Genomic DNA, 12,929 nt, shown 5'->3' on the forward strand with positions numbered 1-12,929 from the left:
TGGCGGGTAACCGCATTGTCGCAATCTTGCCACCAGCTGCCCATCCTTCGCTGGCGGTTTTGCGATGAACTCGTCCCCATGCGCAAAGCCTTCATAGGCGTGGCTCTTTCCGCCCTTCTCGCCCTCACAGTCACTCCCGCGGCAGCAGCGCCGCCCAAGCCCTCCCTGCCTGTGCAGGTCGACGACACCAAGTCCGTCACCCTGATCACTGGCGACAAAGTGCAGGTGTCCCCGGCCGGCTCCGGCCGCAGCAATGTGCGCTACTTTCCCGCATCCGCCGACACCGGCTACGAGACGCGGACAGTCGGCAAGGACCTGTACGTCGTACCCGACAGCGCCGCCCGTCTCGTCAACAGCGGCAAGGTGGATCAGGCGCTGTTCAACGTGAGCGGTCTGATCCGGCAGGGGTACGACGACTCGTCGACCAGCCAGATACCCGTCATAGCGACCTACACGCCGACGGCCCGCGCCGCGCTGCAGGCTGTGCCCGCCGGATCGACCCGCACCCGGACGCTGTCGTCCGTGAGTGCAGCCGCGTACAAGACCGACAAGACGCGGGCGCACGACACCTGGCAGGCTCTCTCGACCGGACGGGACGTCCAGAAGCTCTGGCTCGACCTGAAGGTGCACAAGACCCTCGACCAGAGCGTCCCGTACGTCGGCGCCCCGCAGGCCTGGGCAGCCGGGTACGACGGCACCGGCACGACGGTCGCCGTACTGGACTCAGGTGTCGACGCCGAGCACCCGGACCTCGTCGGTGCGGTCAAGGAACAGCAGAACTTCACCGACAGCCCCGACGTAGCCGACCACGACGGCCACGGCACGCACACCTCGTCCACCGTCGCCGGTCGAGGCGTCGCCTCCAACGGCCGCAACAAGGGCGTCGCCCCGGGCGCGCAACTGCTGTCCGGCAAGGTCTTGAACGACTACGGCAGCGGTGACCTCTCCTGGATCATCGCCGGCATGGAGTGGGCCGTCGCCGAAGGCGCTGATGTGATCAGCATGAGCATCGGTACGTCGGAACCCGTCGACTGCACCGACCCGATGGCCGCCGCCGTCGACCGGATCAGCGCCGAGTCCGGCGTCCTGTTCGTCATTGCCGCAGGCAACCTCGGCGGACCGGCCGAGGCGATCACCAGCCCGGGCTGCGCCGCGTCCGCGATGACCGTCGCCGCCACGGACCTTACCCAGACGACGGCAGACTTCTCCAGCCGCGGCCCGGTCCTCGCCAACCACGCGGTCAAGCCCGACATCGCGGCGCCCGGCGTGGACATCACCGCCGCGAGGGCAGGCGGCCGCGGCGACTCGGCGTACATCGACATGAGCGGTACGTCGATGGCGACGCCGCATGTCGCAGGGGCGGCAGCAATCCTCAAGCAGGAGCACCCGACCTGGACCGGCCAGCAACTCAAGGCCGTCCTGCAGAACTCGGTGCGCGCCGAGAGCAAGGTCGGCATCTACGAACAAGGCGCCGGTGAGCTCGACGTCGCTCAGGCCGTCACGCAGGAGGTCACTGGTCCGGCCACTGCCGATCTCGGTACGTTCGCCTGGCCGCACACCTCGGACCAGAAGGTCACCAAGCAGCTGACCTACCGCAACGACGGCACGGCACCGGTCACCTTGACCGTCACGGCCGATGCCCGCGGCAACAACGGGAAGCCGTTGCCGTCGGCCCTGATCAGCTTCGGCAAGTCGGTGACCGTCCCGGCCGGCGGCAGCGCCGACCTACCGGTGACCGTCGATCCGTCGGCGGCGCTCGACTACGGGCTGTACGGCGCGATCAGCACCCGCGTGGTTGCCAGGAGCACCAGCGGGCAGACTGTGGTGACGCCGCTCGGGTTCTACCTCGAGCCGCAGTACGTCGACGTCACGTTCAAGCTGATCGACCGGGACGGGAAGCCGGCCGCGTCGATCTCCTCGCTGGACGTCTTCGATCTCGACAGCATCGCCGCGCAGCGGGTCGGCTTCGAGGGTGCCGACCAGACGCTGCACCTACGCGCCGGCACGTACTCGCTGGCCGCGACGATCGCGCACGACGGCGCCGACGGATTGGTCGACTCGTACGCGCTGCTCGGCGATCCGGAGATCACGCTCACGAAGGACACCACGATCACGTACGACGCCCGCACCGCCGCCGAGGCCACTGTCACGACGGAGCGGCCGACGCAGCGCAAGGGCGGAAGCCTGACGTACGGGCGTGTCGTCGACAACTGGATCCTGTCCTCCAGCCGGAGCTACGGCACCACGGTCAAATCGATCTACCTGGGCACGACCTCCAAGGCCCGGCGCGGGACGTTCGAGGTGGTCGAGGGATGGCAGTACGCATCTCCGGCCGGTGCGAAGTCGCCGTACCTCTACAGCTTGGCGTTCACGCACGAGCAGCAGGTGAAGGGCAAGCCGGCGCACCGCGTCCGGGACCGCGAGCTGGCGACGATCGACGCGACGTACTACACGCCGGGCAAGGATTACACGTACTCCGAGTACGTCGACGTGTGGCGGCCGTGGAGCATCAACCTGATCCCGACCGGCGATCGCGGATCCGTGGCGGCACCGACACGTGTACAACACCTCGTGACTGCCGACAAGGACACCAGGGTGTCGCAGATGGTCGGGCACTCCGATGTCATGGCGTGGCCGTTCGCGACGCTGATGACGTCGACCGCGACGGCGTACAAGGCCGGCAGCCGGCACAGTGAGAGCTGGTACAAGGCCGGACTGCGGCCGGGGCTGGTGACCGATCAGACGACCGGGCAGAAGTACGCTCCGGCGGCGCGTGACGGCAACACGATCTGGAGCAACTTCGCCGGCTGGGCGGACACCCAACCCGGTCACTTCTCGTCGCAGGGCTTCCTCGACCTGGGCGGCACGGAGCTGTTCGCGAACGGTGTCTCCCTGGGGGAGTACGGGTATTACGGCCAGGGCGTGTGGGACGTGCCGGCCGCGGCGACCGACCTGGAGCTGAAGTACGACCTCATCCGCTGGCAGCGCGGCGACTACACGTGGGAGTCACCGTCGACGGTCGAGACCCGGTGGAAGTGGCGCAGCTCGTCGGCGGACGCGGGCAAGCCGTTGCCGCTGCTGTTCCCCGACTACGACCTGCCCGTCGACCTGCACGATCGCGCGCCCCGGGTGCCGGCGTTCCCGGTCACGATCACCGCGGAGTCGGGCCAGTGGTACACGGCCGGCCGCTTCACGTCGGCCCGTGTTACCGCGTCGTACGACGACGGCGCGACCTGGACCCCGGTCCCGACGCTGAACCTCGGCACGAAGGCGATCGCGCTGGTCGACAACCGGAAGGCGGCATCGTTCGTCACGCTCAAGGTCGAGCTGACGGATTCGCACGGGAAGTCGGTGACGCAGACGCTCGACCACTTCTACGGGGTGGTGAGTTAGAGGGTGCCGGACCGGGAAGCGCCTCACGGCGCGTGGCCGCTCGTAGCGGCTAATTTTGGGACCCGGGGCTTGCACCGGCCCGACACCTCGAACAGTGTAACCGGTGCCCAAACCCCTTGTCCTGTTGAGATCTCGGGCCGCGAGACCATATAACATCCGAACGCGCCGGGCGCAACTACCACAAATGTCCGGCGCGTTCGGCGCGCGCCGCGGTCTGCAGCTGGTCAGCGGTCTCGACCAGTTTCGACGCGGACAGCACCCGGTCGTGACCGTCGTCGGCGAGGTGCGCCCGCCCGGTCGCGACGATCCGCGCGAACGCGGCCGCCCGGTCCAGCGTGGTCGCGAAGTCACCGGTCGCGACACCCCGCAGTACGGCGTCGACCATGTCGCGGACCTCGGTCGGGCCGGGTGGCTCGGCGACGCCGGCGACGACGGCGTGCACCTCGGCGTACTTGCGGCCGGTGGCGAACTCGCGGGACACTTCTTCGGCGTTGGAGTGCACCCAGGAGCGCAGCACGTACAGCCGCCACAGTGCTCCGGGCAACGAGTCCGCGGGGGAGTCCGACCAGAGCTCGGCCAGCTCGTCCAGGCCGTACTCGTCGGCGAGCTTGACCACCCGGGCGTGCACCTCGGCATCCTCGGACTTGCGCACGCCGCGGACCAGCAACTCGGCGGTCCGGTGCGCGGCCTCGGTCACGGTCGCCGGGTCGGCAGCACCGGGCAGCGACTCGAACAACTTGCTGCCGGGCAGGATCGGACGGCGCGGGTTGGGGGTGGTCACGGCCTCCATGGTGCCTGACGCGACGAACGTCCGCATGCCGACGCGACCCGGTGTCCCGAAATGCGTTTGCGAGGGCTGGTCTACTGATGGCGTGATTCCTCTGGACACCTCACCGGAAGCGCTCGCGTTGCGGGCGGCCTACGACGACCAGATCCGCTCGCGCCCCGGCAGCGGGAACGGCGGCACGGTCGAGCTCCTCGGCCCGCTGATCCGCAAGGTCGGCTTCGAGGGCGACGGATTCGTGCAGTACCTGGGTGGCATCGACGGGGCCGAGCTCGATCAGTTGATCGCGGACCAGGTCGAGTACTTCAGGAAGCTCGGCGCGAAGTTCGAGTGGAAGTACTACTCGCACGATCTGCCGGCGGATCTGCCCGAGCGGCTGACCAAGGCCGGCCTCGTGCCGGAGGAGGAGGAGTGCCTCCTCCTCGGTGACGTGGCCGAGCTGTCCAGCGACGTCGTACTGCCCGAAGGCGTCCGGTTGCGCGAGATCGCGTCGCGCGCGGATCTGGAGCGGATGCAGGCCATGGAGGAAGCGGTGTGGGGTCACTCGCACGCCTGGCTGCCGGATGCGCTCACCCAGGCGATCGCGGACGACGACCCGGCGGCGGTGCTCGTCGCGGAGACAGACGAGCACGAGCCGAAGATGGTCTGTGCGTCCTGGATCCGGTTCCACACCGGCACCGGCTTCGCCTCGCTGTGGGGTGGCTCGACGCTGGCCGAGTGGCGCGGCCGGGGCATCTACCGGGCGCAGGTGGCCTACCGCCGCAACCTGGCCGCCGAGCGCGGGTACCGGTACCTGCAGGTCGACGCGTCGCCGGACAGCCGCGGCATCCTGGCCCGGCTGGGCCTGCGACCGGTCTCGGTGACGGTCCCTTACATCTGGAAACCGTGACCACCTGACCGTTAAGTCCTGGCGCGAAATGGGCGATCTGGCCGAGATGGGCGCATACTGGAGCTCTGATGGAGCCTTCTCGCGCGACGACGCGTCGTCACCTGCCCACGAGTCCTTTCGCCCCCCGGGTTTCTGCCCCCATCAAGACGTTCGAGGCTGGTGATCGGGTGTCCCATGACCGGGAGGGCATCGGGCGCATCAGCGCCGTCGAGGGCACTCACGCCGTGGTAGTCGACTTCGGGGCCGGCCGCCTGCTGCGCGTCATGTCGCCCTTCGACAAACTGCACACGCTCTGACGTCCGGGCTGCATCCGATGTGAGGCAGAGGGTCGGGTACTGCGCAGCGCCGGATGCGGTGAAGCTGGCGTACGCCGTACACGGCTCCGGCCCGCCCATCGTCCGGGTGGCCACCTGGATGACGAACCTGGAGTTCGACTGGGAGAGCCCGGTCTGGCGGCACTGGCTCGCCGACCCCGCGGCGGCCGTCAGCTGATGACCGGCTGAGGTCAGTACGCTCGACACATGGCGACTGCGGGGAAACCGAGCGGCAAGCTGGCCAAGAACCTGGTCAAGTACGGCGTGCGCTACGGGCCACTCGTCGTCGAGGCGGTGCGGCACGGGCGGGAGCCGGCGCAACAGGCCGTCCAAGCCGCGTGGGCCAAGCGGTCCGCGCGGCGGAAGGCGGTCGAGCATGCTCTCACCGTGCGCGACGGCTCCTTGCTGAAGGTGATCAAGGACGGTCAGGCGATCTTCTTCGTCTTCTCCGGCGACGCGATCGTGACGACGTACCCCTCCGTCCCGCAGGCGACGTACCCCGAGCTGCTGCGGCACGCGGACCTGGACAAGCGGGAGCCCTCCGTCGTGCTGGCCGCGCGGAAGCCGAGGCCGCACCTGCCGACGGTCCGGCGGAAGCGTTGACGCACGCGTAACATCCCGGACCCGGCGGGGCAACAGGCCGGACGCACAGTGGAAGCACGTTTCCACGAGGGAGGGCGTCCGCATGCTCTGGAAGATCAGGACCGAACTCGCCGACCGGCCCGGTGCACTGGCCGAACTCGCTGCACGGTGTGGTGCGGACGACATCAACATCCTCAGCCTCGAGGTCTTCACCGCCGAGACCGGCGCCGTCGACGAGCTCGTGGTCTCGGCCGGTGCCGGCTGGAGCGCCGATGCTCTGACCTCGTTGGCCGCCGAGGCCGGTTGCGTGGGTACGACGGTCCGCCCGTGCCAGGCCGACGTACTGAGTGACGCCCCGACGCGGTATCTGCGAGCCGTACTGCGGTTGATCGACGACCCGGTGGCGGTCGACGAGGAGCTCGGGAATCTGCAGGGCTTCGACGAGTACACGCCGGCGGAGTGGGCGCGGGCCGACGTACTGGTCGAGATCGCCGGTCGGCTCGCGGAGCGGTTCGACGTGGTGGAAGGTCCTCGGCCCGGCAGCGGTGTACCTGTGCTGCGGACGGCGACCGTGGCGGACGCCGACGCCGTGGTCGCGATGCACGATCGCTGCTCGTACGAGAGCCGCACCCGGCGGTACCACGTGCCGATGCCCAAGCTGACTGCCCGGACGGCGCGGCACCTGTCCGCACCGTCCGGTGGCGTCTCGGTGGTCGCGGACGTGGACGGCGCCGTGATCGGGATGGCGACGGCGGCGCCGTGGGAGGAGCTGGGCAGTACGACGATGGAGGTCGCCGTACTGGTCGAGGACGGCTGGCAGGGACAGGGGCTCGGGCTCCGATTGCTCCGCCAGGTGGTGGGGGAGGCGCGGACGCTCGGCGCCGATCGGGTCGTCTGCCTGGTGCAGCCGGAGAACCACGCGATGCTGCGGACCCTCGAGCGGCTGCGGATGCGGTCGCGGGTGGTCCGGGACGGCGACAGCCTGATGGTCAGCGTCGCGCTGTCCGACCGGAGCCTGTCGCATGCGGTGGATCGGCCGCCGGTGCAATATCGTCGTACGCGTGCCACCCCTTCCCACCGGTCGGAACCCCCACGGTCTGCTGGTCAACCTGCCCGCGAGCACACGCTCGCCGCTCTTTCAGCTCTTCAGCCGGATCCTGATCGCGCTAGGGCTGCTGACCGTGATGGTGCTGATCGTGGTGGTCGACCGTGACGGGTACCGGGACAGCTACGACGGCAAAGTCGGGCTGATCGACAGCATCTACTACGCAACCGTCACGCTCACCACGACCGGGTACGGCGACATCACACCGGTGACGCCGACCGCGCGGCTGGTGAACGCCTTCATCGTGACTCCGCTGCGGATCGCGTTCCTGGTGGTTCTGGTCGGTACGACACTGGAAGTGCTGGCCAACGAGGGTCGCCGGATCATGCGCGACACGCGCTGGAGGAAACGGATGAAGGACCACACCATCGTCGTCGGCTACGGCACCAAGGGCCGCTCCGCCGTACAGACGCTGATCAGCAACGGGGTCAAGCGCGACAACATCGTGGTGATCGACCCGCGGGCGCAGGCGATCGGTGACGCGGGCAACGACCAGATGGCCGCCTTCCACGGCGACGCGACCAACCGGACGGTACTGCGTCGCGCCGAGGTGATGACCGCGCGCGAGGTGATCGTGACGACGGACCGGGACGACTCGGCGGTGCTGGTCACGCTCGCGGTGCGGCAACTGAACCCGAACGCGCATGTCGTGGTCGCGGTCCGCGAGGAGGACAACGTGCCGCTGCTGCGGCAGAGCGGCGCGGACGCTGTCGTCACGTCGTCCGAGGCCGTCGGCCGGCTGCTCGGCCTGACCTCGGTCAGCCCGAACCTCGGCGAGGTGATGGAGGACCTCCTCACGTACGGCGAAGGCCTCGAGGTTGCCGAACGCCCCGTCCTCGGCCGCGAGGTCGGCAAGCCGCCGTCCGCCGTACCCGACCGCGTCGTGTCGGTCGTCCGCGACGGCAAGGTCCACCGGTACTACGACTCGAACGTCTCGGTCCTTGCCGCAGGCGACAAACTCATCGTCGTCCGCCCGGCCAAGGAAACCCCTTGGGCAGAACGCCCCGGCGCCGACGACCCAGAAGACTGAGCGCCGGCTGAGAACGGGTAGTCAACTCTTGACACCGGGTGACGGCCGGGCATAGGGCTGAGCTTGTTGCACCGACGGCGGCCCACAAGGGGGGCCCGGAGCCGTCGCCGGCCCAGCCTCGGGCCTCCCATCTCTGCGGGGTGGAGGCACGCCGATGCGCAGATCGAGTTATCGGTGGGGAACAGGTGCCGTCGTCGTCACACTCGCGATCGCGATGATGCCGGCTCTGGGATGGCAAGCAACGGCCGCGGCTCCGGCCACGGTCAAGCCGAACGCGACCAACATGATGGACTGCAACGGGTTCAGCCCGAAGTACAAATCCGTCAAGCACGGACTGGGCGGGTTGTGTACCGACCCGATCACCATCGATCGCAACGGCGTCCCCTGGCGGTTCGAGGACAACGAGCACTACATCGGGCACGATGAGCCGTCGGTGAAGTTCATCTCCAGCCGGCCGGGCAGTGCGAGCGACATCACCTACCTCATGCGGCTGTCCAAGGACCCGAACGCGAAGCCGACCGTCAACAGCCCGAAGGTCAGCAAGTACGCCGAACTGAGCCCGGCGCCGTGGTTCGGCCTGCCGCTGTGCGACCCGAAGTCGTATCCGCTGAACCCATGTACGCCGACCAGTGACGCCAACGAGTCGCAGACGAACAACCCGAACGCGGCCGGGTCGGCCTTCATGGAACTGCAGCTCTACCCGCCGGGTTTCGGCCCGTTCATCGACGGCCCGAGCTGCGACGCCAGCCAATGGTGCGCGGCGCTGACCATCGACAGTCTCGCCTGCACCTTCGGGTTCGCGACCTGTAACAACAACTGCATCGAGCCGGTGAACTTCTCCTACCTGCAGACCGACGGGGTGCCGTCCGGTCCGCCGAGTCCGCAGCTCACCGACGTGTCGACCCTGACGCCCAACAGCAAGACCCTGAAGATGCATCAGGGCGATGCACTGCGGGTGGTGATGCGCGACACCGCGCACGGCCTACTGGCCCGGATCGACGATCTCAGTACCGGTCGGAGCGGGTCGATCGTGGCGAGTGCCGCGAACGGCTTCATGAACACCAACATCGCCGACTGCACCGGGACGCCGTTCGACTTCCACCCGGAGTACAGCAGCGCCCAGCAGCAGAACCAGGTGCCGTGGGCTGCCCTCGAGGGTGGCGTTCTGATGCAGGACGAGCTCGGTCACTTCGAGACCTGCGGGTCGGTCTCGAGCCGGCTGCCGGTCAACGACACGTTCGCCGACGGTCAGAGCTTCTCTGATGCGAGCGTCTACCAGGTCTGCAACGGTGGTGCCGAAGGCAACGGTTCCGGCGAGGGGCCGTGCGACCCGGCCACCGGGCTCTGCCAGAACGCGACCACGGAGAACGGTGCCGCGTGTCCGACCAACGACTCCGCCAGCGGCGTGAACTGTGAGTTCTCCGGCGCCAACTGCATGATCGCCGGCCCGCGGACGACGTACGTGAACGGCAAGGCGGTGGTGGAACGGTGGCCGATTGCCGGCTGCCAGGAGAATGTCTTCCAGAACGGCGATCTCGACTTCGACGGGTCGTCGTACCAGGCGGACTGGCCGGACGGGTCACGCGGTCATCCGACCTCGTTCGAGTATCTCGGGCCGTTCACCGGCGGGATCCATCCGTACCCCTCGGTCCAGTTCGAGACGAACGTGGCCGCGTCCGAGATCCTCTGCAACACCCGAACCGGAGCAGGATGTACTGCGAAGCCGGTCGGTGCGGCGTTCTACCCGTTCTGGAGCCTGGGCCGGTCGTCGCTGGGTTCGCGCGTGTGCGTGTGGAACTTCGGCAACGTGATCCCGAACCGGACCGTGCGGGCTTTCGGCGGGACCGCGCAGTACGGCACGCCGGACCTGGCCCGCTTCGGCGGAACCCTCACCAGCCCCGTGCTCCCCAACCCACAACTCAGTACGCGGTGTTGACCTGCGGCTGATGCACTGACACTTTGGGCACCCACCAACCATTGCCGAGCGACTTGGATGGTTGGCGGGTGCCCAAAGTCGCGTGGACTTGACGGGGTGGGGGCGGCGTCTTAGTGTCGGGCTTGTAAACGATTACAAGAACGATTACAGGAGGTCGGCGTGAGTCGTCCGACGATCGCTGGGGTGGCCCGGGCGGCGGGGGTCTCGGTGGCGTCGGTGTCGCGCGTCCTGAACGGGTTGCCCGCGACCGAGGAGATGGCCGAGCGGGTGCAGCGCGCGGTCCAGGAGCTCGGGTACGTGCCGGATGCGCGGGCGCGTTCGCTCAAGGTCGGGCGGACCTTCCAGCTGACGCTGGCGGTCGCGGATGTCGGCAACCCGGTGTACGTGACGATGATGCGCGCGGTCGAGGAGGTCGTGTCCGCGGCCGGTTACCGGTTGGTGGTGACGACGACCGGGCCCGACGTGGTGGACGAGGTCGCGCTGGTCCGGGGGATGGCGCGAGGGTACGCCGACGGCCTGCTGATCAGCCCGATCCGCGTCGACGAGGACCTGGTCAAGTCGATCCGCGAGTGCGAGGTACCGGTGGTCGTCGCCGGTAACGTCCCCGCCAAAGCCGGCGTCGACACCGTCCGCGCCAACTCTCCCAAAGGCATCCTCCTCGCCGTCGAACACCTTGTCGCCAAGGGCCGCCACCGAATCGCCTTCCTGAACGGCCCCGCCGACACAGTCCCCGGCGCCGCCCGCTCGAAAGGCTTCGCGGACGCCCTCAAAGCCCACGACCTGGAGCCCGCCGCCCTCGCCGAGGCAGCCGACTTCACCTTCGCCGCCGGCCGAGCAGCCGCCCCCGCGCTCCTGACCGCCGCCGCCGGGTTCGACGCGGTGATCTGCGCCAACGACCTGTTGGCGGTCGGACTGATGCATGAGTTGGCTGCGGTTGGGTTGGAGGTGCCGGGGGATGTCGCGGTGGTGGGGATGGATGACGGTGAGTTGGCCGAGCAGTGTTTCCCGACGTTGACGAGTGTGAATCTGGGGTCGGCGGAGCGGGGGCGGCGGGCGGCTGAGTTGCTGTTGGCAAGGATCGAGGACAACGACCGGACGCCGCGGCGCATCGTCGTACAGCCGTCCCTCAGCATCAGGAGGTCCACCCCGTGACGGCGACCCTGACCGCGCCGACGCAGGTGCAGAAGCCGGGTAAGCCGAAGCAGAACCGGGAGGCGATCCTCCTGTTCCTGCCGGCCTTGCTCCCGGTGCTGATCCTGAGTGTCTACCCGTTGATCCGCGGCATCGCGCTCGGCTTCACCGACGCCCGCGCGGGTCTGCATGTGGAGACCAACTTCGTCGGCTTCGACAACTTCAGCAAGCTGTTGCACAACGGGCTGTTCTGGGACTCGTTCCGGATCGGCGTGATCTGGACCCTGTCCGTCACGATCCTGCAGTTCGTCGCCGCGCTCGGCCTCGCCCTGCTGCTCAACACCGACATCAAGTTCCGCGGCGTCGCCCGGACCATCGCCCTGATCCCGTGGGCGATGCCCCCGGTGGTCGTCGCGATCATGTGGCGTCTGCTGCTGCACCCGACCAACGGCCCGGTCAACGAGATCCTGCAGAACCTGCACCTCACCGACCACCCCATCAACTTCCTCGGCAGCTTCAGTACTGCGCTGCCGGCTGTGATCGTGGTCGGCATCTGGGTCGGTATGCCGATGACGACCGTGACCCTCCTGGCCGGCCTGCAAGGCATCGACCGCAGCCTGTACGAAGCGGCCGCGGTCGACGGCGCCGGCGCGTGGAGCCAGTTCTGGAACATCACGCTCCCGCAGCTGCGGACCGTGATCGTCGCGATCACCAGCCTGGACATGATCTGGAACTTCAACTCGTTCGGCCTGGTCTACGTGCTGACGGCCGGCGGCCCGGGCGGCAAGACGATGCTGCCGATGCTGTTCGCCTACAACGAAGCGTTCCGCTACGGGAACTTCGGTATGGCCGCGGCGATGGGGGACGTGATGGTGGTCATCATCATCCTGTTCCTGTTCTTCTACCTGCGGAACCGGTTGAGGAGCGAAGCATGAGAACCCGACCCACCACCCGCGCTCTTCAGTACATCGCCGTCCTGGCGTACCTGATCTTCCTCGGCTTCCCACTGCTCTGGCTGATCTCCAGCTCGCTCAAGTCGCCGCGGGAGTTCGCCAGCGTCACGCCGTCGATCCTGCCGAAGCACGTCGACTTCTCCAACTACACCGACGCGCTGAACGAGCAGGGCCTGGTCCGCGGCCTCGGGAACAGCCTGCAGATCTCGATCTACACCACGATCCTGGTGCTGATCGTCGCGCTGCCGGTGTCGTACGCGCTGGCCCGCTTCCGCAGCCGGCTGCGGCCGCTGACGAACGGCTGGATCCTGGTCAGCCAGGTGTTCCCGGTGATCCTGATCGTGATCCCGCTGTTCATGATCCTGCGCCCGCTGCACCTGACGAACACGATCCCCGGCGTGGTGATCGTCTACATGGTCTGGTCACTTCCGTTCGCGCTGTGGATGCTGCAGGGGTACGTCGCCGCCGTGCCGCGCGAGCTGGAGGAGGCGGCCTCGGTCGACGGCGCGAGCCGGCTGCGGACGATCGTCTCGATCGTGATGCCGCTGCTCCGGCCGGGTCTGATCGCAACCGCGATGTTCACCTTCATCTCGGCGTGGAACGAGTTCTTCTTCGCCCTGGTTCTGCTGCAGGATCCGCAACTCAAAACGCTTCCGCTGGTGCTCGCCCGCTTCGTCGGCGCCGAGGGCCAGGTGCAGTTCGGCCCGCTGGCGGCCGCGTCCGTACTCGCAACTGTCCCAAGCCTGGTGTTCTTCGCCTTCTTGCAGCGCCGGTTGACTTCCGGCCTGCTGAGCGGCGCAGTCAAGGGCTGA

12 protein-coding genes are annotated in these 12,929 nt (G+C 68.2%); 11 read left to right on the forward strand and 1 reads right to left on the reverse strand.

What is annotated here, in order from left to right; translation table 11 throughout:
• Window positions 1-99 precede the first annotated feature (99 nt).
• On the forward strand, window positions 100-3,393 hold the full coding sequence (locus tag ACIA58_RS19295; RefSeq protein ID WP_396405073.1) for a S8 family serine peptidase: 3,294 nt from the start codon (window positions 100-102) through the stop codon (window positions 3,391-3,393).
• A gap of 175 nt (window positions 3,394-3,568) precedes the next feature.
• On the opposite strand, the gene ACIA58_RS19300 is transcribed toward ACIA58_RS19295, so the two are convergent.
• Window positions 3,569-4,183: a hypothetical protein gene (locus ACIA58_RS19300; RefSeq protein ID WP_396406487.1), complete on the reverse strand. Its 615-nt coding sequence runs from the start codon at window positions 4,181-4,183 to the stop codon at window positions 3,569-3,571.
• Between the two features lie 82 nt (window positions 4,184-4,265).
• On the opposite strand from ACIA58_RS19300, the gene ACIA58_RS19305 reads away from it, so the two are divergent.
• From ACIA58_RS19305 to ACIA58_RS19350, 10 genes are all read left to right on the forward strand, one after another.
• The gene (locus tag ACIA58_RS19305) at window positions 4,266-5,066 is read left to right on the forward strand and encodes a GNAT family N-acetyltransferase (protein WP_396405074.1); all 801 of its coding nucleotides are present in this window, start codon (window positions 4,266-4,268) and stop codon (window positions 5,064-5,066) included.
• Between the two features lie 167 nt (window positions 5,067-5,233).
• Window positions 5,234-5,362 carry a hypothetical protein gene (locus ACIA58_RS19310; protein WP_396405075.1) on the forward strand — a complete coding sequence of 43 codons (129 nt, stop codon included), beginning with the start codon at window positions 5,234-5,236 and terminating at the stop codon, window positions 5,360-5,362.
• 19 nt (window positions 5,363-5,381) lie between these two features.
• Complete coding sequence (locus ACIA58_RS19315) at window positions 5,382-5,558, forward strand: hypothetical protein (RefSeq protein WP_396405076.1); 177 nt, start codon at window positions 5,382-5,384, stop codon at window positions 5,556-5,558.
• 29 nt (window positions 5,559-5,587) lie between these two features.
• Window positions 5,588-5,983, forward strand: a complete 396-nt coding sequence (locus ACIA58_RS19320) for a hypothetical protein (protein ID WP_396405077.1) — start codon at window positions 5,588-5,590, stop codon at window positions 5,981-5,983.
• A gap of 82 nt (window positions 5,984-6,065) precedes the next feature.
• Complete coding sequence (locus ACIA58_RS19325) at window positions 6,066-7,175, forward strand: GNAT family N-acetyltransferase (protein WP_396405078.1); 1,110 nt, start codon at window positions 6,066-6,068, stop codon at window positions 7,173-7,175.
• Window positions 7,147-8,097, forward strand: a complete 951-nt coding sequence (locus tag ACIA58_RS19330) for a potassium channel family protein (protein WP_396405079.1) — start codon at window positions 7,147-7,149, stop codon at window positions 8,095-8,097. The genes ACIA58_RS19325 and ACIA58_RS19330 overlap by 29 nt, the downstream gene beginning before the upstream one ends.
• Before the next feature lie 154 nt (window positions 8,098-8,251).
• A complete protein-coding gene (locus tag ACIA58_RS19335) occupies window positions 8,252-10,033 on the forward strand; it encodes a hypothetical protein (RefSeq protein ID WP_396405080.1) in 1,782 nt (593 codons plus the stop codon).
• Window positions 10,034-10,192: 159 nt separating this feature from the next.
• Window positions 10,193-11,185: a LacI family DNA-binding transcriptional regulator gene (locus ACIA58_RS19340; RefSeq protein WP_396405081.1), complete on the forward strand. Its 993-nt coding sequence runs from the start codon at window positions 10,193-10,195 to the stop codon at window positions 11,183-11,185.
• On the forward strand, window positions 11,182-12,099 hold the full coding sequence (locus ACIA58_RS19345) for a carbohydrate ABC transporter permease (protein ID WP_396405082.1): 918 nt from the start codon (window positions 11,182-11,184) through the stop codon (window positions 12,097-12,099). The genes ACIA58_RS19340 and ACIA58_RS19345 overlap by 4 nt, the downstream gene beginning before the upstream one ends.
• Window positions 12,096-12,929 (forward strand): carbohydrate ABC transporter permease, encoded by an 834-nt coding sequence (locus tag ACIA58_RS19350; RefSeq protein WP_396405083.1) that lies wholly within the window; start codon window positions 12,096-12,098, stop codon window positions 12,927-12,929. The genes ACIA58_RS19345 and ACIA58_RS19350 overlap by 4 nt, the downstream gene beginning before the upstream one ends.

The organism is Kribbella sp. NPDC051586, from assembly GCF_044453965.1.
Taxonomy (GTDB): domain Bacteria; phylum Actinomycetota; class Actinomycetes; order Propionibacteriales; family Kribbellaceae; genus Kribbella.

What these genes read in the sequence shown, in the direction of transcription:
- ACIA58_RS19325 (WP_396405078.1), top strand. Translation starts at nt 6,066, where the DNA reads ATGCTCTGGAAGATCAGGACCGAACTCGCCGACCGGCCCGGTGCACTG.
- ACIA58_RS19350 (WP_396405083.1), top strand. Translation starts at nt 12,096, where the DNA reads ATGAGAACCCGACCCACCACCCGCGCTCTTCAGTACATCGCCGTCCTG.
- ACIA58_RS19330 (WP_396405079.1), top strand. Translation starts at nt 7,147, where the DNA reads ATGGTGCTGATCGTGGTGGTCGACCGTGACGGGTACCGGGACAGCTAC.
- ACIA58_RS19335 (WP_396405080.1), top strand. Translation starts at nt 8,252, where the DNA reads ATGCGCAGATCGAGTTATCGGTGGGGAACAGGTGCCGTCGTCGTCACA.
- ACIA58_RS19320 (WP_396405077.1), top strand. Translation starts at nt 5,588, where the DNA reads ATGGCGACTGCGGGGAAACCGAGCGGCAAGCTGGCCAAGAACCTGGTC.
- ACIA58_RS19300 (WP_396406487.1), bottom strand. Translation starts at nt 4,183, where the DNA reads ATGGAGGCCGTGACCACCCCCAACCCGCGCCGTCCGATCCTGCCCGGC.